Here is a 26,105-nt window from a genome sequence, read left to right as displayed (position 1 = left end):
ACAGGAAGGGTTATGCCGCAGTATGTAGCGCCACTTACCGACATTCAATTTATTCTCCATGACTGGTTGGAACTGGACAAACACTATGCCTCACTGGGCATGGCAGATTTCGACAAAGAACTGGTCAATGAAGTCCTCGCCCAGGGCGGTAAATTCGCCGAGCAGGTGATTGCGCCACTCAACCGCGAAGGTGATGAGCAAAGCTGCACGCTGGCGGACGGCAAGGTCACGACTCCGGATGGCTTTGCCCAAGCCTATCAGGAATACATTGTCAATGGCTGGAACGCCATGCTGGGCAGCGCCGAGTATGACGGCCAGGACTTGCCCTACAGCATGGCCGTACCGGTCCACGAAATGCTCAATTCGGCCAACGTCAGCTGGCGATTGATCAGTATGCTGACCGAAAGCGCGGTGCTGGCGGTCAGTAAACACGCTGATGAGCAGCTCAAACAAACCTATCTGGCCAAGCTGATTTCCGGTGAATGGACCGGGACCATGTGCCTGACAGAGCCGCACGCCGGCACCGATCTTGCCTTGCTGAGCAGCAAGGCAGAACCCAACGATGATGGCACTTACCAAATCACCGGCAGCAAAATCTTTATTTCCGGCGGAGATCAGGACTGGACCGACAACATCGTCCACATGGTACTGGCCCGTCTTCCGGATGCACCAGCGGGCGTTAAAGGCATTAGCCTGTTTTTAGTGCCTAAATTCATTCCCGATAACCAGGGCAATCCCGGCCAGGCAAATAGCCTGTCGGTCGGCTCGCTGGAAAAGAAAATGGGCTTAAAAGGCTGCCCAACCTGCGTGATGAATTTCGATGGCGCCACCGGGTATCTGGTCGGTGCACCACATACCGGTCTGGCTTGCATGTTCACCATGATGAACGATGCCCGCTTTCAGGTCGGTCTTCAGGGCCTTGGCCTGGCTGAGGCAGCCTACCAGGGGGCGTTAAGTTATGCCCGTGAACGGCTTCAGTCTCGCGCCCCTCAGGGTGCTCAACAACCCGACAGCAAGGCTGATCCTATCTTGCATCAGCCGGATGTGCGACGCATGTTGTTGACCCAGAAGGCCCTGACCGAAGGTTGCCGGGCTCTGGCGTACCTGTATGCCACGCAGATGGACATTGAGAAATACGCCGACGACGAGGCCGACAAAGGTAAAGCGGGCCAGGTGCTGGCCTTTTTGACGCCAATTTGTAAGGCATTCATGACCGACATGGGACAGGAAAGCGGCCAGCACGGTGTGCAGGTGTTCGGAGGTCATGGGTATATTCGCGAATGGGGCATGGAACAGCTGATCCGTGACTCTCGGATCAGCCAGTTGTATGAGGGCACCAACGGTATCCAGGCCGCCGATCTGATCTCCCGTAAACTGGCACGTGACAGCGACAGCATGCTCGCTGCAACGACTGAGGTGTTCCAGGCGCACATTGCGCGTATCGCGGATACACAGCAACAAGCCAAGGCCCAGGCCTTGCTCGATGAATGGCATGACCTGTCGGTGCAACTGCGGGGGTTATCCGCCGTTGATTTGGCCGGTGCAGCCAACGACTATCTGGCGTACAGCGCGTATATGCTGCTTGGTGTACTGTGGTTGAGTATGGCGGACCGGGCTTCCTCCAGTGAGACTGCCTCATTGGCACAGGGGAAAGCGAAAACCTGCGCCTTTTACCTGAAACGCCTGTTGCCCCGCGCGGCAACGCACAAAGCGGCGTTGCTCGAGGGGGCTGAAGATCTGGTGGCCCTGGCGGACGATGAGTTCGACTACCAGTAAAAACCCTGTAACTTATCGCAAAGGCACCTTCGGGTGCCTTTTTTATTGTCTGCGTCGTAACCGTCAATGTACGTCAGGCAAGATTACACTTCAGGCCGCTTTTTCTCAGCCACAGGCGATTGGGTCACGTATTGCACCGTTGTACAGGTCACCACGTCGCCTAATACATTGAGTGAGGTGCGGCACATGTCCAGGATCCGATCGACGCCCAGGATCAACGCTATCCCCGCCGCCGGAATGCCTACCCCTTCAAGCACCATGCTCAGGATGATGATCCCGGCGCCGGGAGTGGCTGGCGAACCGACCGATGCAGCTACCGCCATGGTCACGATGAACAGGTAGCTGGTCAGGCTTAGATCGACACCAAACACCTGGGCCAGAAACACCGTCGCGATGCCCTGATACATGGCGGTACCGGTCATATTGATGGTAGCGCCCAATGGCACCAGAAAGCGGGCAATGTCCGGCTTTATTGCCAGGCGATTTTCAGTGACATCCAGGGTGATCGGCATTACTGCAGCCGAGCTACTGGTTGAAAAGGCCAGCAACAGCAGCTCCCGCACATGACCCAAAAATACGCCCAGTGGCTTACGCCAGGTAAACCTGGCCACCACAAGGTACATGATGCCAATGACCACAACGCCGAGCAGTACGGTGGCAACATAGATCAACATCCCCGCCAGCACATCGATGCCCAGATTCGCGACCAACTTGGTGATCAAGCCAAATACCGCCAGGGGTGCCAACAACATCGCCCAGGAAACGATGCGCAAACTGACTTCCTGCAACGCGCCCAGCAACTCAAACAGAGGTTTCGACTGTTGCGCCGGGATCGACAGCAAGGCCGCCCCAAGTACCGCGGCAAACAGGATCACCTGCAACATTTCACCGGACGCCATGGATGCCAGTGGGTTTTTCGGGATAAGCGCTGAAACTTTGGCTGGAAGCTCTGCCATCTCTGGAAACCCTTTGGCGGCAACACTGGTCAGCGGTGCCGCGTTTGCGTCGACCAACGTGCCTGCATCGATATAACTGCCAGGTTCAATCAGCAGAGCCAGTGAGATGCCTGTTGCGGCGGCGACCGCCGTCGACCCGAGAATAAACACAATGGCCACGATGCCATTTTGTTTCAGCGCGTCGGGATTGTTGTTGGCAGCCAGACCACGCACCACAGAGGCCAATACCAGCGGCACAACAATCATCTGAATAATGGCCAGAAACAATTGGCCGGGTAGCGCTAACCAGGCAGTTATCACATTGACGGTGCGATTGGAGAACCAGTGCAGGTCCGGCCCCAGCACCACCCCGCATACAACCCCGAGGCACAATGCCACTATTACTTTGAGCCATAAACGACCCTGGATCAGACGATCGAATTGTTGTCGCAATGCCACCAGTGGCTGTAAAAATAGTGGTAAACCCTGCATCAATGACTCCCTGAAAACATATTTACAAACAGTGTAATACACCTTCCGGGAGGGACCATTGATCGGGCACAAACCCGGGCCAAAACGTCACTGTTTATCTACGACCTGTGAGGTTGACTGTTTCTGCACTGTGATAAGCCACCGGCAACGGGTTGCTCTGTGGTAATGGTGACATCACTGAGCGTCAACAGTGAATCAAACAACAGATCATGACTCTGGGGCTTACTGGCCAGAGTTGAGATACAGTCGGTGTCCAGGCTGTGAGATTGGGCAAAGCCGTCAGACAGCCATAACATCATCGGTACATGGGTCTGCGCTTGGGGTGCCATCCAGTAAGGTAGCCCATGCAGATAGACGCCGCCTTCGCCCAGGGACTCACCGTGATCAGACACATACAACATCGCCGCGTCGGTCTTCAGCCCCTCCAGGTAGCGGGTAACACCACTGAGCAATGCGCCGGTCTCGACCAGGCTGTTGTCATAGGCATTGACGATCTCCTCGGTGGAGCAACCAGAAAAGGTTTCGCTGCGACATTCGGGCAAAAAGCGCTTGTTTTCAACGCGGCTGCGTTTGAAATAGGCAGGACCGTGACTGCCCTGCTGATGCAACACCACAACACCCTGCCCTCCTTCCCGCTGAACACGGCGGGTGAAATCCCGCAGCCCATCAAGCAGCACGTTGTCGGTACAACCGTCTTCGCATTCAGGCTGCTGCCAGTACATTACACTGTCGATACGGTCGCACACGTGTTTACAACCACTGTTGTTGTCAAACCACTGTACCTTGATGCCCCCGCGCTGAAGCACGTCCAGCACATTCTCACTGGCACGGGCAGTGGCTTCCTCATAGTGCGCCTGATCCAACCATGAGAACATGCACGGCAACGAGTGCGCGGTAGCGGTACCGCAGGAAGACACATCGTTGAAATTGATCAGTCTGTCGCTGGCAAGGGTTGGCGTGGTATCGCGGCCATATCCGTTGGCGCGAAAGTGATCCGCGCGCGCCGTTTCACCCAATACGACAACCACAATAGAGGGTTGATGGGTTGTTGGCGCTACGTCTACCGTGGTAGCGATGGTCTGAAAAGCCATCTCCTGTCGCAACACATTGTTGCGCAGATAGGACTCGCCAGCGGTGATGATGTTGACCGGTGTGGCCAGATGCTTAAGCTGTTTGTGCTGTCGAAAATAGCCGGAGTACTGTTGAAAGTTACCCAGTGCAAGACTGGTGATCCCAAGGCCGAAGATTAAAAGGTACAAGGCATAGAATTTGATACGCTGTGGCGCCGGACGATTTCCCTGACAGATTTTGCCGACCAACACCAGGGGTAAAGCCCCAGCCAACACTGACATCAGCATCGGCCAGGAAATCAAATCCATTGCCTCATGCATGTCCGTTTCCATCACATTCTGGATCATCGGGCGGTCAATTACAGTGCCATAATGATAAATGAAGTAACTCGCACAGCTGCTGGTCAACAACAACACAACGGTACCCGGCACCAACAGTTTCCCTGGCGTAAACAGATAAACGATCAGGCCATTCAACAACCACAACAACACACCGACCTGGACCACAAGTGAACTGTCGAGACTCTGAAACAGGGGGATGTTCAGCACCGCGGTTATCCAGGTGGCCACGGCCAGGCGATAGGTATGACGGCCAGGGAAGTGGCAGCGGATCAGCGACGATGATTGGGATAATGTGGTCGAAAACATAGGCGCACCTCAAAACGATACGCGCCACTCTAGCGCCCGCAGATTAAGTCAGCCTTAACAATCCCAGGCACAAAGCAGGCATAAAAAAAGCGCCCGTTTGGGCGCTTTTTTGAACCGAAGATTGTCTTCCCTTAGCGGGTCAGACAGGCCCGGCGGGTGCAGTAGTCACGCATCAGGCGAATGTCGCGTGCATCGACCACACCGTCGCCGTTGAAATCGAAGGAGATATCCACCGGCTGATTGCGGGCGATTGCCATCATCAGGGCACGGATATCGAGATTATCAACGTCGTCATCGCCATCGAAGTCGCCTAGGCGAGGCAGCTCAAAGCTGGCCAGCATTGGGTCGTGATCGGACATACGGAACGGGTCAGCCGAATAGAAGTCCAGCACCTGTTGCTCAGACTTGTACTCAACGTTGTAGTCCAGAACACGAGGCTCATCGGCATTGATGTGCCATTCACCTGCATCCACGGCTTTGTCAGCCAGGGCTTGATTGGCAAGGCCGTGGTCCAGGTAACCCATCTCGCCACCAAAGGCGTAAGAATATGCCTCTGCACCGCCAAATTGCGCAATCAGATTCACGTAACCGGCACCTTCCAGTGCAGCAATAGGATCTTCTTTGGCGTAGGCGTTAAGGTCACCGATGATCAACACATGTTGTTGACGAGACAGCGTCCCATCAGTGGCAATCCAATTGCTCAGGGTATTGGCCTGAGTAACGCGGGTCGCATTGTAGCAGCTCTGACCATCACCGCTGTCGGCGTCGTCACCACTGGCGCCACCACAACCTTTGGATTTGAAGTGGTTAACCACGACTGTCAGGGTTGCATTGTTTTGCAGACGGAACACCTGTGCCAACGGAGGACGGTTAAACACGCTGTCCATGTTGACGATGGCATCACCTTCCAGGCTCACGGTCGCCGGCTTGTACAGCAGCGCGACGGCAATCTGGTCAGTACCCAGGGCCTCACCGGTGACAACCAGGTCATACACGCTGTCACCCAGTTCTGCGTTGATCGCATCCACCAGGGTCCGCAAGGTGCTGAATTGACCCTGACCATCGTTTTCAATTTCCATCAGACCCACAATATCGGCGTCCATGGCAATGATTGCCGCAACCGTTTTGGGCAGCTGACGCTCAAACTCAGCAACGGAGTCAGCACCGCGTGAGGTGGGGAAACCACCCCCTTGGCCGTCACCATTAAACAGGTTCAGCACGTTAAGACTGGCAACCGTGACATTCCCGCGGGCAATATCCGGCGTTGCGTCACGACCATTACTGGCCACAAATGTCGGGGCCTGAACCGGAATGACACGGTAGTTGCTGAAGCTGTAGTCCATCACACCGACCAGGGTAGACACTTGGTCACCCAAACGCAGGGTGTTGCTGGCAGACAGGTTGCCGGTCGGATAAATCACGGGTTCAGGGTTGCTGCCATTGACGCCATCGTCCAGCAGTACGCGGTTAAGTGCGTTACTGGCTGCCAGGGCCTGTGCTTCAGCACTGCCCGGCGCAAACTGGTTGGTCGGAATGAACAAACGCTCGCTGGACAACGTGACTTCACCGTAACGGCCGAGGTTGTAGCTGTCGGTCACTGTCAGGGTGCTGGCCGCTTCAACCAGCATGCCTTCCAGAGTTTCCGCATCTTCTGCTGAGGCAAAAGGCAGTACCAATGGCGTGGTTGCCACTGCGTCGCTACCGCACACCAGCGGAGCCAGTGCCGCACTCAACTGCGTCTTACCATAGCTTTCCTGAACATCCCCCAGTACCCGAACAACGTCTCCGGCGATAGGCAGAACTTCATTGCTGTAGGCCACGAAGATACCTTCTGACGTCGCGCTGTTGCCGTCCACCTGCGCATCCTCTTCTTGCATGAAGAAGCCGCCGATGGCAGGGAATACCGCAGTAACCACACCTTCAACAACCACCGATTGACCAACCATGGGGGAGGCGTCTGCATCACCCTGAACGGCGTGGATAAAGGTCGCTTCTGCGCTACAGCTACCCAGCTCGGAACCGCCGTCGCCGCCATCGCCACCGTCACCACCACCGGCATGGCTGCCAATGTAGTCAAAGGTATTACTCGGATAGCCATCCCACTCAATGGCAGGGTCAAAGGCATCGCTGCTGTCGGTATCACCTTCAGTCACAGACGCCTTGCGCACCAACGTGTGGTTAGCAGTACTGACGTCACCACTCCCCCAGGCTGAACCCGGGTCTTCGCCAACACGTCCGAAGCTGTCAATCACAGTACCGTCTTTGTACAGTTCGTAGGCGTCATCACCGTTGTGGCTGATGTTGCCTGAGGTTTGATCGGCAACCGCCAGTATCGCCGGGTCAGCTGAAGGGTTTGCAATCACAAACACGCCATTCGCAGGAATGGTGCCATTCAGGGCAATCAGGGTTGCTGAGGTACCACCGTTACTGAAGCGACCCAGGGCATAATTCTCTGCGCTCAAATCAATCGCCGTACCCGATGGATTATACAGTTCCAGCGCTTTGTTCAGGCTGCTGCCTTCAATGTATTCAGAAATAAAGATTTCGCGAGGCAAGACGGTGTGCATACCCAGGTCGCTGAAATCATTGTTGGAGGAACCGGTCCATTCCAACGACGGATCGAATGCATCATCAGAAATCGTATCCCCCGCATAGATGTCCGGGTTACGGCGCAGGGTATTGTTGACGGTGCTATAGCTGTCACTGCCCCAGGCTGACCCCGGGTCTTCGCCAACACGTCCGAAGGAATCCACCAACTGACCGTCCATGTACAGCTCGTAGGCATCATCACCATTGTGGCTGATGGTACCGCTGGTCTGTCCGGCAACCGCCAGAATGGCAGCATCCGCTGACGGGTTGGCAATCACGAACGTGCCATTGGCAGGCAATGTACCGCTCAGGTTGATGGTGCTACCGGAGGTATTACCATTGGCATAACGGATCAGGGTGTAGTTGCCACCCGCCAGGTCAATGTCATTACCGCTCGGATTGAACAGTTCCAGCGCTTTATTGAAGCTGCTGCCTTCAACATACTCGGAAATGAAAATTGCACCGCTGGTCACGGTATCGCCACCGGTGTCACCACCGCCGGTATCACCGCCTCCGGTATCTCCACCACCGGTGTCGCCGCCAGCGTCGTCACACGTGGCAGCATCATACAATGTGCTGACCCACTCGGGGTGATCGATAAACGGGTTACGGTTGCCCTGGAATTCATACAGGGCGTCGTTTCTGTTTTGCTCAAAGCCATCAACCGGATCGGCTTCGTGCCAGGCAATCAAGGTACACAAGCGTCCCAGGCGGGCTTCACCGGTCGAGGTCAGGGTGTTTACCAGTTCCAGATCAGGCGTCACATCACTGCCTGCACCTTCGTAACGGGTATCCATGTAAAACATCATTCGCGCCACGTCACCTTTAACGGCGTCACGGGGTTCGAAAGAGTCTGCATCGATTCGGTTCTCAGGGGCTTCCGCCAGCGGGTTGTCGCTGTTATCGAAATCCAGATTGCCGCGGTCACCGTTGATACTGATATCAGTGGGACGCAGGTGGTGGGCATCGGTGTAGGCTTCAAAGCTCTGCGAAGAGAAGCCGTGACTGTTTGGCCACACGTGCTCACGGTTCCAGTTGTCAGGGTTTGAGCTTTGCGTGCCACTGCCGTTAGACAGCTTGGGCAGCGACCAGCCTGAGTACAACAGGATCACATTGTCACTGTTGGCCGGATCCTGATCAGAAACGGTCAGTGCCGTCCATACTTCAGAATAAGACAGTACCCGATGATCCGTGCTGATCACTTCCGTCAGGCGCTGTTTGATGATATCCGCGGATGAACCTGCGGTGACTTCGGTGATCACCGGCGCATAGTAGTCGGCATCCACAAAGGCGCTGGCATCTTTGATTTTATCCAGATCAGGGCAATTGAAGCATACCCCTTCTAAGGAACCCGTATCGCCGCCCGTGTCACCACCACCGGCGTCACCACCGTCAGTAGCACCATCAAACACCAGCACGTTGTCGAGCGACATTTGCTCACTGCCGGCATTGTTGATCATAGCCACACGGATTTGCAGGGTTGAGCCTGTGCCAACGAACTGGCTGATGGTTGCATCAATCCAGTCGCCATCATCAGGCAGGTCACCGACCAACGTACGTGTGTCGGAGCCTTTGCCATCCCAATTAATCAGGTCAATGAAACTACCGCCGTCGACAGCATAGCTAACGTGAAAATAGTCGGTCCCTTCGTGGTCGCCGTTTTCCAGCGCTTGCAACGAAAACGCAACGCCGCTCTTACCACTGATGTCGATCACTTCCGACAGCCACACGACCTCGCCATCCACGTCCTGGGCAACCATCTGTCCACCGGACACCTGAAAGAAGTCGCTGCTGGCCGTCAGGCTGGCTGCACTGATGTCGATACTCCAACGGGTTACCCCGTCCATATCCACAGTAACATTGGTAGCATCAATACCGACGGCGCCTTTCCCTGCCAGGGCTGCAGATTCAAAATCTTCAGTCCATAAGGTGGTCGCCGTGACAGAATGGGCGAAAGACGCGCAACACAGTGCCGCCAGTGCCGAAACACGGAATTTCATAACCTCTCCTAACATGAGTCGTGACCCACTTTCGTGGTGTTATTTTTTATATTTTTTTGGGACCGCGAGGATAAATTCGGACTGTGACACAAGTATGACAGTAGGGTAATTCAAGCGGCGTTTTCCGGCGGGAATAGTCGCAGAATACGGCTAATAATTCAACGATAACTGTCAATTTTTTGACTGAATAGTCAGTATATTATTTCACCTATAACGATGTGAAACCTTTGTTTCATATGCATTTTTATCCCGTAATCAAGGCAGATTTCAGTGCGCAAAAAAACGCCAAATTACTGTCACCTGGACAGGCGGCAGAAACCCTTGGTTAATTAATTGGGCGGGATAGCATTTTACCGGGAAGGAAACCCGGCAGACTCAAATCTGCCGGGAAAGCATTATTGCTCTGTGGCCATCAACGATTTGGTAAACCAATCTTTGAGCATGTGTTTTTCATATTTAAACGCGTCGTTGTCCATCCGTCGTGACGGAGTGTGGGTTTGAAAGCCCATGTCTTTAAGCTTTTCTTCACCTTCTTTGAGCACGTTACCCTCTGCGTCTTTGAGGGTATAACTGAAGCTGATGCGCGGAATGTAGAGCTCTTTGACGATGCGCACGTCCTGACCACCGGTCATACCGACAAACGAGGCTGGCCACACTTCACCGGCCAGATCGAGATCAGTCACGACCATGCTCAGCACCTGCCCGTCAGGCAGTTCTTCACCCAGCGTAACCAGGTATGATTCCAACTCGCCGAGCACACGCTCCTGAAACCTTTTGCGGGATTCATTGGTGGGCTTAATGTCGCGATAGTCGGAAGGCTCTTGCCATTCCACGTTGACCGTGCCTGCGGCCTGCGCGGTGGATGAGATTCCCAGCAACAGCGCACAAATGGTTGTTATGACCATATTGGATTTAAGGTTCATTACCACGTCCTCTTCTTGACCGATACTGTAAAACTATAGACCGGTCAACTGAATACTGACTGAACTGTAACGGAACCTTGGGTTAAATCCAACTGGTTGGCGACCTGCCGCCAACCGAAGGATCAGCTGGCGAGCAGATGGGATTGTCGAATGGCGCTGCAGATTTGTGACAAGGAAGCGCCATAAACATAAGGGTTTTTATCGCCTTTCTCGCAATACAAGTGATGAAAGTTTTGCACTTTAACTTTACGGGACGTGATGTCTTCCATATAGGCTTTCTGATAATCCCGCATATGGGTCGTAACCGGCGCAATTGCATCACGCAACGCGTCCAGCTCCTGTCGTTCGGCGATCAGAGACACCTCCGTCATCCAGTCGGACAACGAAACCTGTATATCGGACAGGAAATACTGCACGAAGGACGTGCGCAGCAGCGTCACTAACACTGCAATTTCCAAAATAATGATCAATGAACGTATCATAACTTTACAACTTACCTATGGTGGAGGGTAAGACTAGGTGATTTTGTGCAAAAAAAAAACACTTCAAGCATATGGGCAATGATAATCGCGTGTACGTTTTCATATCTTTGATCCAGATTAAGCCGCCAGCAAACAGAAACTGCAACAATCCAACCATCAAACTGTTATACTCCGGGCACATTGGAGATGGCCCAATGATCAAAGGATACCCTGAATGAGTGAACGCATTCCTGTCAAAAACGTTACCCCTGTCAAAGTTCACCGGCCCGACCCTTCTCAACATGAAAATGCCTACACCCCACGCAGCCGGATCTATGTGCGAGCGGTGGAAGGTACCATGGAAACTATCCGTCGTAGCTTTGGACTCATTTTTCTCGGCTTATTTCTGTTGCTTCCGTGGCTACGGTACGAGGGACATCAGGCCATTTTGCTCGACATTGGCGCCCAGCGATTCTCCATCTTTGGTCTGACATTGTGGCCCCAGGATCTGACCCTGTTGGCGTGGATTTTTATCATTGCCGCCTTTGCACTGTTTTTTATCACCACCTTCGCCGGCCGGGTGTGGTGCGGTTTTATGTGCCCGCAAACCACCTGGACCTTTATCTACATCTGGTTTGAAGAAAAAATTGAAGGGGCCAGAAACAAACGTATGAAGCTTGATCAACGGCCGATGGACTTTGACAAGTTGTGGCGCAAATCCCTCAAGCACACTGCCTGGGTAGCCGTGGCGCTACTCACCGCATTGACGTTTGTAGGCTACTTTACCCCCATTGACCGTTTGTTCATTGAATTCTTCACCTGGCAAGCCAGCTTCTGGGCAATGTTCTCGGTGTTCTTTTTCACCGTGTGTACATACGGTAACGCCGGCTGGATGCGTGAAATCATGTGCACCCACATGTGCCCTTATGCCCGCTTCCAATCGGCCATGTTTGACAAAGACACCTTTACGGTGGCCTACGACCCCCGTCGTGGCGAACAACGGGGTCCACGTTCCCGTAAGACAACCCGGGAACAGAACCAGGCCAACGGGCTGGGAGACTGCATCGATTGTAACCTGTGTGTTCAGGTGTGTCCGACCGGTATCGATATCCGCAACGGATTACAATACGAGTGCATCAATTGCGGGGCCTGTGTGGATGCCTGCAATGGTGTAATGGAAAAAATGGACTATCCCAAGGGCTTGATCAGCTTTACCTCGGAACATCAGCTGGCCGGCGGGACAACGCATATTTTCCGCCCTAAGCTGGCGGGCTATGCCGTTGTGTTGACCATCATGGTCAGTCTGCTGGTGTATGAAATTGCCCACCGTGTGCCCCTGGAAGTGGACATCATCCGCGACCGTAACGCCCTCTACCGTGAAACCGGAGACGGTTTGGTGGAAAACGTTTACTCGTTGAAAATACTGAATAAATCACAAAAACCGGCTACCTATCAGATTGACGTGCTGGGGATTGAATATGTGCGACTGATTGGCACCTTGCAGGTGTCCGTAGACGGTGGAGAGGTGTTCACACAACCGCTGTCGGTCACCGTGGATCCTGAAGTGTTGACCGAGAAAATCACCACAATACAATTCCATGTGCACAGTATCGACGGTACCGACGAGGTTGTTGAAAGCATTGAACCCAGCAAGTTCATTTATCGCTGATGACTGACTTTCAATTTTCAGCCCTGCATCCGGACATGCTGCTGGATGCCATCGAAGCGACCGGTGTGCAGGTCAACAGTGGCCTGCTGGCCCTCAACAGTTATGAAAACCGGGTCTATCAGTTTGTTACCGAACAGCATGGCCGCATGGTGGTTAAGTTTTACCGTCCCGGACGCTGGACACAGCAGCAATTGCTCGAAGAGCATGCTTTTGCCGAAGAACTGGCTGAGCATGAAGTGCCGGTGGTGGCACCACTTCGCCTGAATGAGCGCACCCTGCATCACTATGAGGGTTTTTACTATGCCCTGTACCCATCAGTAGGCGGGCGTCAATTTGAAACCGACAATTTCGAGCAACTGGAATGGATGGGCCGATTTATCGGTCGCTTGCACCAGATAAGCGCCAGCGCTGAATTTGTGCATCGCCCCTCGATGTCAACCGAGGAATACCTGGTCCAATCCCGTCTCACTCTGTCCCAGTGTCCGCAGTTACCTGAAAGCTTGCACACAGCGTTTTTTACCGTGTTGGATCAGGTCATCGAACGCACTACCGAACAATACACGGAACAACCCTATATTCGTCTGCACGGTGACTGCCATGCCAGTAACATCTTGTGGCGCGACGGTCCCAGCTTTGTGGATTTGGATGATTGCCGAATGGGGCCTGCAATCCAGGATATCTGGATGATGCTCAGTGGTGATCGCCAACAACAAATGATCCAACTGGACTGTCTGGCCGAAGCGTACGAAGAGTTCAGAGCCTTTCCCAACAACCAACTCAGCTTGATTGAGCCCCTTCGCGCCATGCGCATGGTGCACTACATGGCCTGGCTGGCCCGGCGCTGGGAAGATGCCGCCTTCCCGAGAGCCTTTCCCTGGTTTGACACTCCACGTTACTGGGAAGAACAAATCCTGGCGTTGAAAGAACAACTTTCCGCCCTACAGGAAGCGCCGCTAACGCGCTTCTGATTTATTCCTTCATCTGCATTTTTTTGTTTTTTTAATAACAATTCCATATATAATGCCATCATCGTGGTGCCACCTGTTTTGCAGGTGGATAATCGGGAAGCCAGTGACGCACAACGGCTGCCAGTCTGGCGCTGCCCCCGCAACGGTAAGAGTGAACAAGGTTTTGCTGTGTTGAACACAGCCACTGGATACGCTGGCGTATCCGGGAAGGCGCAAAATCCTGCATCGAATGCACACTCAAGCCCGGAGACCGGCCATGTACGGGTTCCTTTATTAACAGGGAACAAATACTAATGCGCTCGGGTGGAGCGCAGCAGCAGAGTAACCTCATGACATCCAAATTTTTCACGTTGGCGGCCTCACTGATCGCCATTCACACGACAACCAGTGCCACTGCACAATCCCAACCTTCAGACTCGCAAGGCACCGATGCGGTAGAAACCATCGTCATTACTGGCGCTCGTAGTCCAATCAATCAGCAAGATCTGGCCGCCAGCGTCAGCATTATCGACCAGCAACTCATCAGTGCGTCCCAAGCCACTGACATGGCTGATTTACTGCGCGGTGTCGCAGGACTGAGTTTTAGTCAATCCGGCGGCCCCGGAGCATTGAACGAATTGCGCATGCGCGGTAATGAATCAAACCATGTGGTGGTCATGATTGATGGCGTTCCGGTCAATGACGCCGGACAGGCAGACATCGTCGACTTTGCCCACATCAATTTGTCCCAGGTCCAACGGGTAGAAATCCTCAAAGGGCCTCAAAGTGCGTTGTGGGGCAGCGGCGCAGTCGGTGGTGTTATCAATATCGTAACCCAAGCTGGTCTGCCCTCAGAAGGCCCTTCCACTGTTAGATTGGAAGCCGGTGAATCTAACAGCCAGCGACTGGAAGGCAGCTATCAACAGCGTTTTGAAGATAGCGCTATCAGTCTGAGTGCGTTTTACCGCCAAACCGACGGGCAGAACATCGCCCTGACCGGTAACGAAAAGGACGGTTATCGCCTGTTTGGCCTATCAGCAGGCGGACAATGGTTGTTGTCCCCCAACTGGACACTGAACAGCCAGTGGCATTACAGCACGGGACGCAATGAGTTTGACAATTATGTGCCCGCTGATGCAGACAACAGCAATCATCTGGAGAAACTCACCGGCCGGCTGGTGCTGCGCCAGAACCACACTGCCGACTGGTACAGTCAATGGGGCGTCAGCATCAACGACCAACGCAATCGCGCCTATGCTTCAACCGCCTTCAGCAACACCACCGACAGCCGCGCTACACGCTGGTTTGCACAAACCACTGCCCAGTTCGCCGAAGGCTCCCGCCTGACCGGCGCTGTGGAACACCTGGCTCAGGACTTTGAACAGCAAGCGCCAGCCAGCTTTTTTGGTGATCCCAACCAACAACAACGCCAGCACACCAACAGCGTATTGATTGACGGCTTATGGCGTTTTGCGCCCCAGTGGAGCACGACACTGAGTGCCCGACATGACAGCAACTCCGTCTTTGACAATGGTAACAGCTACCGGCTGGGTGTGAGCTGGCAAATCATGCCCCGATTACGGATCTATGTCAGCCAATCCCGGGCGATAAAGAACCCTACTTTCACAGAGCTATTTGGTTACACACCGGCCAATTTTATTGGTAACCCTGACTTGCAACCGGAACGTGCAGACAGCACTGAAATTGGCCTGAACTGGGATATCAGTCAACATCTCAGCGCGCAGATGAGCCTCTACGACACTAAGCTGGAAGATGAAATTCAGACCGTTTACAGCAGTGACTACACAACATCCAGCGCGATAAATCAGTCAGACAATAGCCGCCGCAAGGGCATCGAACTGGCACTCAGCGGTGAATGGGCTGACGTCTTCTGGTCGGCAGAATTTGCCTACACCGATGCCGAGCAACCGCTGGGTATGGATGGCTGGCAAGTTGAGCCACGACGCGCCAAACGCACGGCGGCACTTTCCGTTACTGTGCCGCTGTGGGATGACAAAGGCACCTGGTACACCCGGCTAAGCTATCAGGGACCTCAACAGGACACTGACTTCAACACCTTCAGTGAGGTCACCTTGGGCGGTTACGGCCTGCTCAATACCACACTGTCCTATGATCAAACCGCACAACTGCAATGGTATGTGAAAGCGACCAACCTGCTGGATAAAGATTACCAGGACGTGGCCGGGTATCAGGGGCAGCACCGCAATATCAGCGTCGGTGGCCGCTACCGCTTCTGATGGATGTCACAGGCGCAAAAGATTGATCAAGGTCACTTTTGCGCCTGAAGTCGTGAAAAAAACTCGCCGAAATACAAAAAACCATCTAGCTTTAGATACATAGGTATTCCCTTGAAATCTAGACACATAGCACCATCTAGGGGATCCTAAACGGGCGTTTTGGTGTCGCGATTTGTGACCCTCCCGTTGAATTGAACGCACGATGTTCTGATGGCACGGTGCGATACCGTGTCAAACACACTAACAGGCACACAAGGTATTAAACATGAAGCACTACCTTACTGGCGCAGTTGCCGGTTCGCTGTTGCTTTTCAGTCAGACCGTTCTGGCTGAAATTGTAATGGTTGTTCATCCCAGCAACGGTGCTGATCTTTCCCAAACTCAGGTCCAGCGTCTGTTCCTAGGAAAGGAAAAGAAATTTTCCGATGGTTCAGCCGCCACTCCCATCAACTTAACCAACGGCCATCCGTTGCGGGAGAGCTTTGACACAGAAGTGATCGGTCGCAGCTCCAACCAGGTTGCTGCCTACTGGTCGAAACTGGTGTTTACCGGCAAAGGCGTGCCCCCCAAAGAGATGGATTCACCTGCCGCAGTCATTGCAGCCGTGGCCGCTGATGCCTCGGCGGTTGGGTATGTAGACGCTGCCGATGTTACCGGTGATGTTAAAGCGATATCGATCAATTGAGGGGGACGACCATGAAAAAGACACTACTTGCAACCACCATTTTATCCCTGCTGTCCACCTCAGCCATGGCAGAAGTGCGCATCAATGGATTCGCCAACCTGATTGCCGGTAAAACCAGCAGCGAGGACACGCTGTACGGCTACGATGATGACATTGGTTTCGATCAGGAAAGCCTGTTTGCGATTCAGGTCAGTGGCGACATTAACAGCAAAATGACCGCCACCGGGCAGGTGATGGCCCGTGGCAGTGATGACTATGATGCCGAATTTGAGTGGGCTTACCTGACGTATCAGGCCACCGATAACACCAGTATCTCTGCCGGTCGGTTGCGTATGCCGTTGTTCCGTTACTCGGCGTCATCTGATGTGGGTTATTCCTATCACTGGGTGACTGCGCCCCGCGCGGTGTATGCCGTTGACTTCAACAACATTGACGGTGTGCGGGTCGATTACAGCGACTACGCCGGTAGCTGGGAATACAATCTGCAAGCCGCACTGGGTACGGTGAATTCGGACGTCGGTGGCGCAGAGCTGGATGGCGACAACACGATACTGGTATCCGCTGAGGCAACCTACGACTGGTTCAAAATCCGTGGTGTGTACGCTCGTTCTAAAGCGACCCTGGATTTGTCAACTGCTGACTCCGTCAACCTTCAGGCCGCAAATGCCGCGCTCGCCGCACTACCTGGCCTGGGCCTCGGCGCCCTTGAGGATGCCATGCAGATGCGGGACGATACCGGTGAGTTTTTCGGCCTGGGCATTGAAGTTGATACCTTTGAGTGGTTTATCAGTGCGGAAATTACCAGCATCGAGATTGAAGATTCATTCAACCCCAAAGACACGTCTTACTACGTAACTGCGGGCATGCGTTTCGGTGCTTTCACGCCGTCGCTGACTTACGAAAATAAAGACGGCACCGAAGGGTTGAAATTCCAGTCGCTGCTCAGTGATGTGCCGGCTCAACTGCAACCAACCGCAGCGGGCATTGTCAACGGGATCCAGATGGCACAGCAGGAAGAATACGATGTGCTGACGTTGGGTATTCGTTACGACTACGACACCAACATTGCATTGAAGGCGGACCTTAGTCGCTATTCTGACGATGTGTATGCCAATGCAGATTCGACACTCATGCGTGTCGGCGTGAACTACGTGTTCTGATCCGTTGCGGCAAACCGATCGTGGTTTGCCGCACATTTCCCCCCGTTAATCCTTCGTTCAGCCTGCAGTTATTCACTTTCCCCCTGACTGTGGTAGGCTAGCGGCAGCATATTTCTGACCAAAATCTGGAACAATAACCGATGAAACATTTATTGCGCATTGCGTTTTTTAGCCTTCTCATCCCGTTGCAGGCGTGCGCCGTCGAACAATGGCAGGAAGGTGAACACTACAAAGTGATCAGCGACGAGGCCACTCCAAGCCCTGAAATTCGTGAATACTTCTCGTTCTGGTGTCCACACTGCTTTAATTTTGAGCCGCTGGTTGCGCAAATAAAGGCAAAAATGGGCGACAACGTGACATTCACCAAGGTGCACGTCAACTTTATGCGTTTCACTTCCAAAGCGATCCAGGACGATGCTACCCGCGCCATGATGGTCGCCAGAGCACTGGAAAAAGAAGATGAAATGAACAGCGCCATTTTCAATTATATCCACGTGCAACGGAGCCCCGTGACCAGCCTGGACGATTTGAAAAACCTGTTCTTGTTGCGTGATGTCAGCAGTGACGAGTTTGACAAGCTGGCCAACAGCTTTGGCGTCAACAGCATGATGAAAAAGAACCAGAAAGCGATCGACGAACACATGCGCTTCCTCGCCGGCGTGCCGAATTTTATCGTCAATGGTAAGTATCAAGCGACTTTTACCCGCGACATGACCAACGATGACATTGTCGATCTGGTCGTGTGGCTTAGCAAACAGCCGTAACAGGAGACGTAGATGTTTAAATGGATTGCCCTTGCACTTTCACTGCTACTGAGTACCGCTCAGGCACAGCAGCCCTGGCAGGAAGGTAAACACTATGAAGTGATCAATGACAGCGCCAGTGCTTCACCTCATGTCAAAGAAGTGTTTTCGTTCTGGTGCCCCCACTGCTTCACGTTTGAGCCCATTGTGGCCGACATGAAAAAACAGCTGCCTGATTCCGTCGCTTTTACGAAGGCACATGTGAATTTCATGGGTTCTGCATCCAGAGAAGCACAAGACGCTGCTACCGCGTTGATGCTGGCGGCCAAAGCCATGGGCGACAGCGAACGCTTTAACAGTGCATTGTTCAGTGCCATCCACACGGCTCGCACCCCCATTGCCGGGCAACAAGACATCCTGGATATCTACCGTGCGGCCGGTGGCGATGCCGACAAGCTGGCCAAAATGGCCGCCAGTTTCGGCATTCGCTCTCTGGTAAGGAAAAATGACAAAGCCACCGTCGGCTTTAACCGTGTACCTGCGTTCATCATCAATGATAAATACAAGGTCGTCATGAGCCGCGACCTGACGCCGGACACATTCACCGCATTGGTGCTGTGGTTAACCCAGCAAAAGTAAACGCTGTGAACTAGCATTAATGGCACCGCCCTTGTGGCGGTGTTTTTTTATGTCGCGGAAGCTGCCTGCAGGTCACTGAGAAATGCCAGCTTTGCGCCCTACCAGCAGACACAAAAAAGCCGGCGCGAAGGCCGGCTTTTCAGAACACTCGATATCAATAGATTAACCAAGCTTGTCCGTGGCAATGTGATAGCGAGGGTCTTCATTCACATTGATTTCCACGTATTCCTGGGCTTTGGTCAACAGCGCATTACACTCCTGACTGATATGGCGAATATGCAGTTTCTTGCCTTGTTCCTTGTACTTATCCGCCAGACCATCGATGGCGTCCAACCCTGAGGAGTCCCAAATTCGGGAATCTTTGAAATCAATTACCACTTCGTCCGGATCGCCCTGCGGGTCGAACAGATCCCGGAAATGCAGCACTGAACCAAAGAACAGAGGCCCTTCCAGTTCGTAGACTTTCCAGCCACGGTCATCCACGTGCGTCCGGGCGATGATGTGGGTTGCGTGTTTCCAGGCAAACACCAACGCCGACACGATAACACCCACCACCACAGCAATGGCCAGATCGGCAATCACAGTGATTGCGGTGACCAAGAACAACACAAAGGCGTCTTCTTTGTTAACACCGCGAATAATGCGAAATGATGCCCATTCGAAGGTTCCAATAACAACCACGAACATCACACCGACCAGTGCCGCCAGCGGGATCATTTCAATCAGTGGCGCTGCAAACAGGATAAAGCCCAGCAATACCAGCGCGGCAGTAATACCTGACAGTCGGCCGCGGCCGCCGGAGTTGATGTTGATCATACTTTGACCAATCATGGCACAACCACCCATACCGCCGAAAAAGCCATTCACCGTGTTGGCAACACCCTGGCCGATACACTCTTTGTTGCCTCGGCCTCGGGTATCGGTCATTTCGTCAATCAGTGACAGGGTCAACAGGGACTCAATCAGACCCACCAATGCCAGGATCACCGATGTCGGCAAAATGATCATCAGGGTTTCCCAGGTGAACGGCACCGTAGGTATCGCGAAGGTGGGTAACTCACCGGCCAGCGTCACCGTGTCCCGTTGCTCGGCCGGCACCATATCTTTCACGAAATCGATGACGGTACGGGCATCCAAATCCAGCCCGTGCACCAGCAGGGTAACCGTTACAATCGCCACCAGCGACGCAGGCACGGCGGTGGTCAATTTAGGCAGAAAATAAATGATCGCCATGGTCAGCAAGGTCAAACCAAGCATGATGTACAGCATCGGCCCCTGCATCCAGACGTGTTCACCCATGCTATCCAGCACTTTGAACTGACCCAGTTGGGCCAGGAAAATCACGATCGCCAGCCCGTTAACAAAGCCGAGCATCACCGGGTAAGGCACCAGGCGAATGAATTTACCGAGTCGGAATACCCCGGCCAGGATTTGTAGCAGGCCCGCCAGTATGACGGCAGCGAACAAATACGCCACGCCATGCTGTGCCACCAAGGCAACCATCACCACCGCCATGGCGCCGGTGGCACCTGAGATCATCCCCGGTCGTCCACCAATGGCTGAGGTGATCAATCCCATCATGAACGCGGCATACAACCCAATCATCGGTTCCACGCCGGCCACAAATGCAAATGCCACAGCTTCAGGAACCAGTGCCAATGCGACAGTGATCCCGGACAACACGTCATTCTTGACGTTACTGTCGCGTTTTGTGATCAAATCAAACATGATTTTACATCCACCGTACTGTGTAAGTTGAGGTGGCGTCGAAACGGCCAACGCACTCAACAATGTTCAAAAAAACGGCGCGCAGTGTAGCAATTTGCTGACGCAATGTCCTTTAACAGAATGTTAAATAGTAGCCAATACCTGCACGATAGAATAAAAAAAGGCCAGGCAAAGCCTGGCCTTTTCGAATCCGACAAGACGCGTTAGCCCAGAATATCCAGCAGCTCAACGTCAAAAATCAGTGTACTGTAGGGAGCAATGGCACCACCCGCACCTTGCTCACCGTAAGCCAGGTTGTGAGGTACATACAAACGCCACTTGCTGCCCACAGGCATCATCTGCAACGCTTCAGTCCAGCCTTTGATCACACCACCGACCGGGAATTCTGCTGGTTGACCACGCTCGTAAGAGCTGTCGAACACAGAACCGTCGATCAGGGTGCCGTGGTAGTGGGTACGAACGGTTGATGCCGCGGTAGGCTTGTCGCCTTCCCCTGCGGTGATCACTTCATACTGTAAACCAGAGGGTGTAACCTGAATGCCGTCGCGCTTGGCATTGTCAGCCAGGAAAGCCTTACCGGCTTCAATGTTAGCTTCATGCAGCTTGGCTTTTTCCGCCTGCATACGCTGATGAATTTCGTTAAACGCTGCGCCCAACGCTTCATTGTCAACTTTTGCTGGTTGTTGATTAAACGCATCCGCAAGGCCCTCGGCCACGGCTGTGATGTCTAACCCTTCAAACGGATTGCTGCGTAATTGTTCGCCCATTTGCAAACCGATGCCGTAACTGGCTTGTTGTTCAACGCTGGTATATTGATCGCTCACACCTGCTCCTGTTCATTCGTGGATTAAGAAAGGGCGCAAGGGTACCACATCCCAGTGCCCAACGCCTCCCCAATCCATGAATACGTATGAAATGGTCATGAGTAAGAACGTTTCGGCTTAGACAAAGCCATGGGGGTTGCGTATCTTTAACGGTTCATTCACGAACACCGGAGGCTCTGTGTCAGAACATCTCGATACGCAACTTAAGGAAACCGTTCGCTCGCTGGGCGCCACGTTGGGCAATACCATCAAGGACCAATTGGGTGAAGCATGGTTGCAACGCATTGAAGATATCCGTATCAAAGGCCGCACCGCCTATCAGGGCGATGAGACCTGCGCCGAAGAGCTCCAGTCGTTGTTCAGCGAACTGAGCAATGATGAATTACTGACCGTTGGACGGGCCTTTTCCCAATTTCTGAACCTGGCCAATATCGCCGAGCAGGAATACAACAGTGCCACCTCCGGCGACGATCCGGTCGAGGCATTGTTTGCGCATCTGGATTCACTCAATGTCGACGCATCCACCTTGCAGGATGCTATTTCACAATTGCAAATCGATTTGGTACTTACCGCCCATCCCACCGAAGTCACCCGTCGAACGCTGATCCACAAGCACAGTGAACTGGCCAACTGCCTGAGCGACCTGCATGAACACTCGGTCAATGAGCATGAACGCCAACAACTGGAAAACCGCATTGCCGAGCTTATCAGCCAGGCCTGGCATACCGAGGAAATCCGCTCCGAACGTCCCACCCCGGTGGATGAAGCGCGCTGGGGCTTTTCAGTGATTGAAAACTCACTGTGGGACGCGGTACCCGGTTTCATCCGCGCATTGGATGACAAAGCCCGTGAACGCTATGACATGGCCCTGCCATTGGATGCAGCACCGGTGCAGTTCAGCTCCTGGATGGGCGGCGACCGGGACGGAAACCCCTTTGTCACCGCACGGGTCACCCAGCAGGTGCTGTATCTGGCCCGTCGTCGTGCGGCAAAGTTGTTCGCCCAGGACATTGAACGCCTGCAGGTTGAGCTATCCATGGCCGACTGCGATGAAGCACTGCGAGAGGAAGTCGGCGATGCCAAAGAGCCTTACCGGGCCATCCTGCGTCCTCTGTTGGCCAAGCTACGTAAGACCCAGGATGGGATCCTGGATTACTTCAACGGCGAAGAACACTATCCTGACCATTGGATTGGGCACAAAGACGAACTGCTTAAACCGTTGATGTTGTGTTATCACTCCCTGACCCACTGCGGCATGTCTGTGATCGCCAACGCCGGTCTGCTGGATACCATCCGCCGGGTGCACTGTTTCGGAGTACATCTGCTGAAGCTGGATATTCGTCAGGACTCAGAGCGCCATGCCGACGTGTTCAGTGAATTGACCCGCTATTTGGGATTGGGCGACTACGCAGGCTGGAGCGAGGAAGACAAACAAGCCTTCCTGCTCAAAGAACTGGGCTCCAAACGGCCGTTGTTTCCCCACACCTGGTCACCCTCAGACGACGTCAAAGAAGTCATAGATACCTGTAAAACGGTGGCGGCCAACTCACGCCATGGTTTCGGTATATACATCATATCCATGGCCAGCCTGCCCTCGGACGTGTTGGCCGTGCAGTTGCTGCTAAAGGAAATGGGCGTCGATTGGCCCATGCCGGTGGCCCCACTGTTCGAGACCCTGGATGATCTCAACAACGCACCTGAGGTGATGAACAAACTGCTATCGATTGACTGGTACCGGGGTTACATTCAGGGTCGCCAGTATGTGATGATCGGCTACTCTGACTCTGCCAAAGATGCCGGCGCGCTGGCGGCAGGATGGGCACAATACCAATCCCAGGAATCACTGGTTGCTCTGGCCGAGTCTTTTGGCATCACCCTGACCTTGTTTCACGGTCGTGGTGGTACCATCGGTCGTGGCGGCCTGCCAGCTCACGCGGCGATCCATTCCCAACCGCCCGGCTCATTGAGTGGCGGTTTCCGGGTGACGGAACAAGGGGAAACCATCCGCTACAAATTCGGCATGCCGGCCTTGGCAAAACGCAGTCTGGGACTCTATGCCGGCGCGATTATCGAAGCCATTGTCTCGCCCCCGCCAGCACCCAAACAGCACTGGCGTGATGTGATGCAACAAATGGCCGATGCTGGTCGAGACAACTATCGACACACCGTACGTCATGATGAAAACTTCGTGCCCTATTTCCGGGTTGCCACGCCGGAGCAGGAGCTGGGCAAACTGCCGTTGGGCAGTCGCCCAGCCAAACGCAAGCCAACCGGTGGGATAGAAAGCCTGCGCGCCATTCCGTGGATCTTCGCCTGGGCACAGACCCGACTTGTCTTACCGTCGTGGTTGGGTGTCATGAAAGCGGTCAAAACGGCCCTCGACAACGGTCACGGCGACACCCTGGACGAGATGCTGACCCATTGGCCCTTCTTCCACTCCCGCCTGTCAATGCTGGACATGGTGTTCAACAAAGCCGATCCGCGTATCAGTGAAGCCTACGATGCCCGCCTGGTACCAGACGAGCTGAAACATTTCGGCGATACGTTGCGACAGGAGCTGAAAGACAGTGTTTCTCTATTGCTGACCTTGCTCAAACAAGATGCCGTGATGCAAAGCGATCCCAAAGGCAAGGACTCGATGACCATCCGGGCCGGTTACCTGCAGCCGCTGCATTATCTTCAGATTGAATTGCTGGGCCGCATCCGGGCGTTGGGTGACGAACACGATGCAACGCTGGAACGTGCCATGATGGTGACGATCGCCGGCATTGCCGTTGGCATGCGTAATACGGGTTGAATCCGGAGGCCCTTGTGGCCTCCTTGCGCACCTCGACATTACAATGAGACCAGGGGCGTTCACTAAGACACTCAGATGACCGACAGTTACCCGATCCCGGCAGCTTCTGCCGAGTTCACAGAAACCATCAAAAAGAGTCAGTTCATCACGCTGATTGACCGCACCGACGGAATTGCGCAGGCGCGACAGTTTATCGATTCCTGTCGCAATGCCCACCCGCAAGCCAGACATCATTGCTGGGCATACATCGCTGGTGCACCGGATGACCCGGTGAAACGGGGATTCAGTGACGATGGCGAACCTTCAGGCACGGCAGGCAAGCCCATGCTTGCCCAACTGGACGGCAGTGGCATTGGTCAGGTCTGTGCCGTGGTCGTGCGTTATTCCGGGGGCATCAAGCTGGGCACCGGTGGCTTGGTGAAAGCCTACGGTGGCGGGGTTAAACAAGCCCTGACGACACTGGACACCGTGCTGTTTCATCGACGTGTCCAATGGACCATCGAAGTGCCTTTTGAAGACATCGGCAGCATTGAGCAGTTTGCCGGGCAGGATGACGTATCAATCCTCGAACGGGCATTCAATGCCCGCGCGGGTTTCACCCTGGCCGTCAATGCCAGCACCGCTGAACATCGTCAACAGGAGTTGATCGAACTGACCCAGGGAAAGGTTCGCTTTATTGAACCTAGGGCATAAAAAAACCGCGCTAGGGCGCGGTTTTTAACACGAGACAACCGGTATTAGCCGTTAACGAAATCAACACCGATTTTGATATCGCCACGCAGGCCTTCCAGCATGTCTTGCTTGGCTTGTTTTTCAAATGCGCTCAGCTCGCCGTAGGGCAGGATCTCTTCCACACCGTTTTTACCCAATCGAACGGGGTGTGAGAAAAAGACCGCGTCATCACTGTTGGTTTCAACGTAGGTGTATTCAACCACGTTGTCACCACGCATGGCAGCAACCAGAGACAGACAGAAACGCGCTGCCGCCTGACCCATTGACAGTGTCGCAGAGCCGCCGCCCGCTTTGGCTTCTACCACTTCGGTGCCGGCATTCTGAATACGGTGTGTCAGGCTGGCGACTTCTTCATCACTGAACTCTACACCTTCAACCTGAGACAGCAGAGGCAAAATGGTCGTACCTGAGTGACCACCGATCACAGGCACGTGAACGTTGGCAGGGTTCAGACCTTTGGCTTCAGCAACAAAAGTCTCCGCACGGATAACGTCCAGCGTGGTCACACCGAACAACTTGTTCTTGTTATACACACCTTTGGCTTTCAACGTTTCAGCGGCAATCGCCACTGTGGTATTCACCGGGTTGGTGATGATACAGGTACACGCATCAGGACAATGGTCGGCAATCGCTTCAACCAGGTTTTTCACGATCCCGGCATTGATGTTGAACAGATCAGAACGATCCATGCCCGGCTTACGGGGAACACCCGCAGGGATCAACACAATGTCAGCACCTTGCAGTGCATCTGCCAGGTCATCCTTACCGTAACCTTTAACATTAACGTCAGTAGGGATGTGGCTCAAATCAACGGCTACGCCAGGAACGACAGGTGCAACGTCATACAATGACAATGCAGAACCTGCAGGTAACTGGGTTTTAAGTAACAGGGACAACGCCTGTCCGATGCCGCCGGCAGCACCTAACACTGCAACTTTCATATTCTTCTCCTGTGGAAAGGTTGATTTTGCGGCCAAACAGTAATGTAAGCGGGGAAGGATCGCAATAGTACGTTTGGCGTATGCGAGT

18 protein-coding genes and 1 riboswitch are annotated in these 26,105 nt (G+C 53.8%); of the genes, 10 read left to right on the top strand and 8 right to left on the bottom strand.

The annotated features are described in order from the left end of the window. The first annotated feature begins 12 nt into the window (after positions 1–12). Complete coding sequence (locus tag LJ739_RS09155; RefSeq protein WP_229159658.1) at positions 13–1,776, top strand: acyl-CoA dehydrogenase family protein; 1,764 nt, start codon at positions 13–15, stop codon at positions 1,774–1,776. A gap of 83 nt (positions 1,777–1,859) precedes the next feature. Here LJ739_RS09155 and LJ739_RS09150 read toward each other — a convergent pair whose 3' ends face one another. The 5 genes from LJ739_RS09150 to LJ739_RS09130 all read right to left on the bottom strand — a co-directional run bounded on the left by LJ739_RS09150 (position 1,860) and on the right by LJ739_RS09130 (position 10,915). Next, a complete protein-coding gene (locus LJ739_RS09150) occupies positions 1,860–3,203 on the bottom strand; it encodes a dicarboxylate/amino acid:cation symporter (RefSeq protein WP_229159655.1) in 1,344 nt (447 codons plus the stop codon). 98 nt (positions 3,204–3,301) lie between these two features. After that, the gene (locus LJ739_RS09145; protein ID WP_229159653.1) at positions 3,302–4,921 is read right to left on the bottom strand and encodes a phosphoethanolamine transferase; all 1,620 of its coding nucleotides are present in this window, start codon (positions 4,919–4,921) and stop codon (positions 3,302–3,304) included. Positions 4,922–5,052: 131 nt separating this feature from the next. Beyond that, positions 5,053–9,510, bottom strand: coding sequence for an ExeM/NucH family extracellular endonuclease (locus tag LJ739_RS09140; protein ID WP_229159651.1), 4,458 nt, complete (start codon positions 9,508–9,510; stop codon positions 5,053–5,055). Between the two features lie 395 nt (positions 9,511–9,905). Further along, a complete protein-coding gene (locus tag LJ739_RS09135; RefSeq protein ID WP_229159649.1) occupies positions 9,906–10,433 on the bottom strand; it encodes a DUF3016 domain-containing protein in 528 nt (175 codons plus the stop codon). A 122-nt stretch (positions 10,434–10,555) separates the two neighbouring features. Continuing rightward, positions 10,556–10,915, bottom strand: coding sequence for a hypothetical protein (locus tag LJ739_RS09130; protein WP_229159647.1), 360 nt, complete (start codon positions 10,913–10,915; stop codon positions 10,556–10,558). 214 nt (positions 10,916–11,129) lie between these two features. On the opposite strand from LJ739_RS09130, the gene ccoG reads away from it, so the two are divergent. From ccoG to LJ739_RS09095, 7 genes are all read left to right on the top strand, one after another. Further along, positions 11,130–12,563, top strand: coding sequence for a cytochrome c oxidase accessory protein CcoG (gene ccoG, locus LJ739_RS09125; RefSeq protein ID WP_229159645.1), 1,434 nt, complete (start codon positions 11,130–11,132; stop codon positions 12,561–12,563). Further along, positions 12,563–13,531, top strand: coding sequence for a serine/threonine protein kinase (locus tag LJ739_RS09120; protein WP_229159643.1), 969 nt, complete (start codon positions 12,563–12,565; stop codon positions 13,529–13,531). Before ccoG ends, LJ739_RS09120 begins: the two co-directional genes overlap by 1 nt. Positions 13,532–13,578: 47 nt before the next feature. Then, positions 13,579–13,804: riboswitch (cobalamin riboswitch) on the top strand. Between the two features lie 56 nt (positions 13,805–13,860). After that, on the top strand, positions 13,861–15,768 hold the full coding sequence (locus LJ739_RS09115) for a TonB-dependent receptor plug domain-containing protein (RefSeq protein WP_229159641.1): 1,908 nt from the start codon (positions 13,861–13,863) through the stop codon (positions 15,766–15,768). Positions 15,769–16,033: 265 nt separating this feature from the next. Continuing rightward, positions 16,034–16,453, top strand: a complete 420-nt coding sequence (locus LJ739_RS09110; protein ID WP_229159639.1) for a type 2 periplasmic-binding domain-containing protein — start codon at positions 16,034–16,036, stop codon at positions 16,451–16,453. Positions 16,454–16,464: 11 nt separating this feature from the next. After that, positions 16,465–17,613 carry a topoisomerase IV gene (locus LJ739_RS09105; protein WP_229159637.1) on the top strand — a complete coding sequence of 383 codons (1,149 nt, stop codon included), beginning with the start codon at positions 16,465–16,467 and terminating at the stop codon, positions 17,611–17,613. 140 nt (positions 17,614–17,753) lie between these two features. Beyond that, entirely contained in the window at positions 17,754–18,377 is a 624-nt protein-coding gene (locus LJ739_RS09100; protein WP_229159635.1) for a thiol:disulfide interchange protein DsbA/DsbL, read from the top strand. Between the two features lie 12 nt (positions 18,378–18,389). Next, positions 18,390–18,995, top strand: a complete 606-nt coding sequence (locus tag LJ739_RS09095; protein WP_229159634.1) for a thiol:disulfide interchange protein DsbA/DsbL — start codon at positions 18,390–18,392, stop codon at positions 18,993–18,995. A gap of 162 nt (positions 18,996–19,157) precedes the next feature. On the opposite strand, the gene LJ739_RS09090 is transcribed toward LJ739_RS09095, so the two are convergent. Beyond that, positions 19,158–20,723, bottom strand: coding sequence for a SulP family inorganic anion transporter (locus tag LJ739_RS09090; RefSeq protein WP_229159632.1), 1,566 nt, complete (start codon positions 20,721–20,723; stop codon positions 19,158–19,160). A 203-nt stretch (positions 20,724–20,926) separates the two neighbouring features. Next, on the bottom strand, positions 20,927–21,547 hold the full coding sequence (locus tag LJ739_RS09085; RefSeq protein WP_229159630.1) for an FKBP-type peptidyl-prolyl cis-trans isomerase: 621 nt from the start codon (positions 21,545–21,547) through the stop codon (positions 20,927–20,929). A gap of 178 nt (positions 21,548–21,725) precedes the next feature. Here LJ739_RS09085 and ppc point away from each other — a divergent pair, with 178 nt between their 5' ends. Together ppc and LJ739_RS09075 are read left to right on the top strand one after the other, a co-directional pair. Further along, positions 21,726–24,344: a phosphoenolpyruvate carboxylase gene (gene ppc, locus LJ739_RS09080; protein WP_229159628.1), complete on the top strand. Its 2,619-nt coding sequence runs from the start codon at positions 21,726–21,728 to the stop codon at positions 24,342–24,344. A 75-nt stretch (positions 24,345–24,419) separates the two neighbouring features. Further along, positions 24,420–25,037: a YigZ family protein gene (locus tag LJ739_RS09075; RefSeq protein ID WP_229159626.1), complete on the top strand. Its 618-nt coding sequence runs from the start codon at positions 24,420–24,422 to the stop codon at positions 25,035–25,037. A gap of 44 nt (positions 25,038–25,081) precedes the next feature. Here the strand turns inward: LJ739_RS09075 and mdh are convergent, their stop codons facing one another. After that, on the bottom strand, positions 25,082–26,017 hold the full coding sequence (mdh, locus tag LJ739_RS09070; protein WP_229159624.1) for a malate dehydrogenase: 936 nt from the start codon (positions 26,015–26,017) through the stop codon (positions 25,082–25,084). Positions 26,018–26,105 lie beyond the last annotated feature (88 nt).

Origin of the sequence: Fluctibacter halophilus, assembly GCF_020687825.1 — a bacterium.
Lineage (GTDB): Bacteria > Pseudomonadota > Gammaproteobacteria > Enterobacterales > Alteromonadaceae > Fluctibacter > Fluctibacter halophilus.
This window is presented reverse-complemented; position numbering and strand designations above follow the sequence as displayed.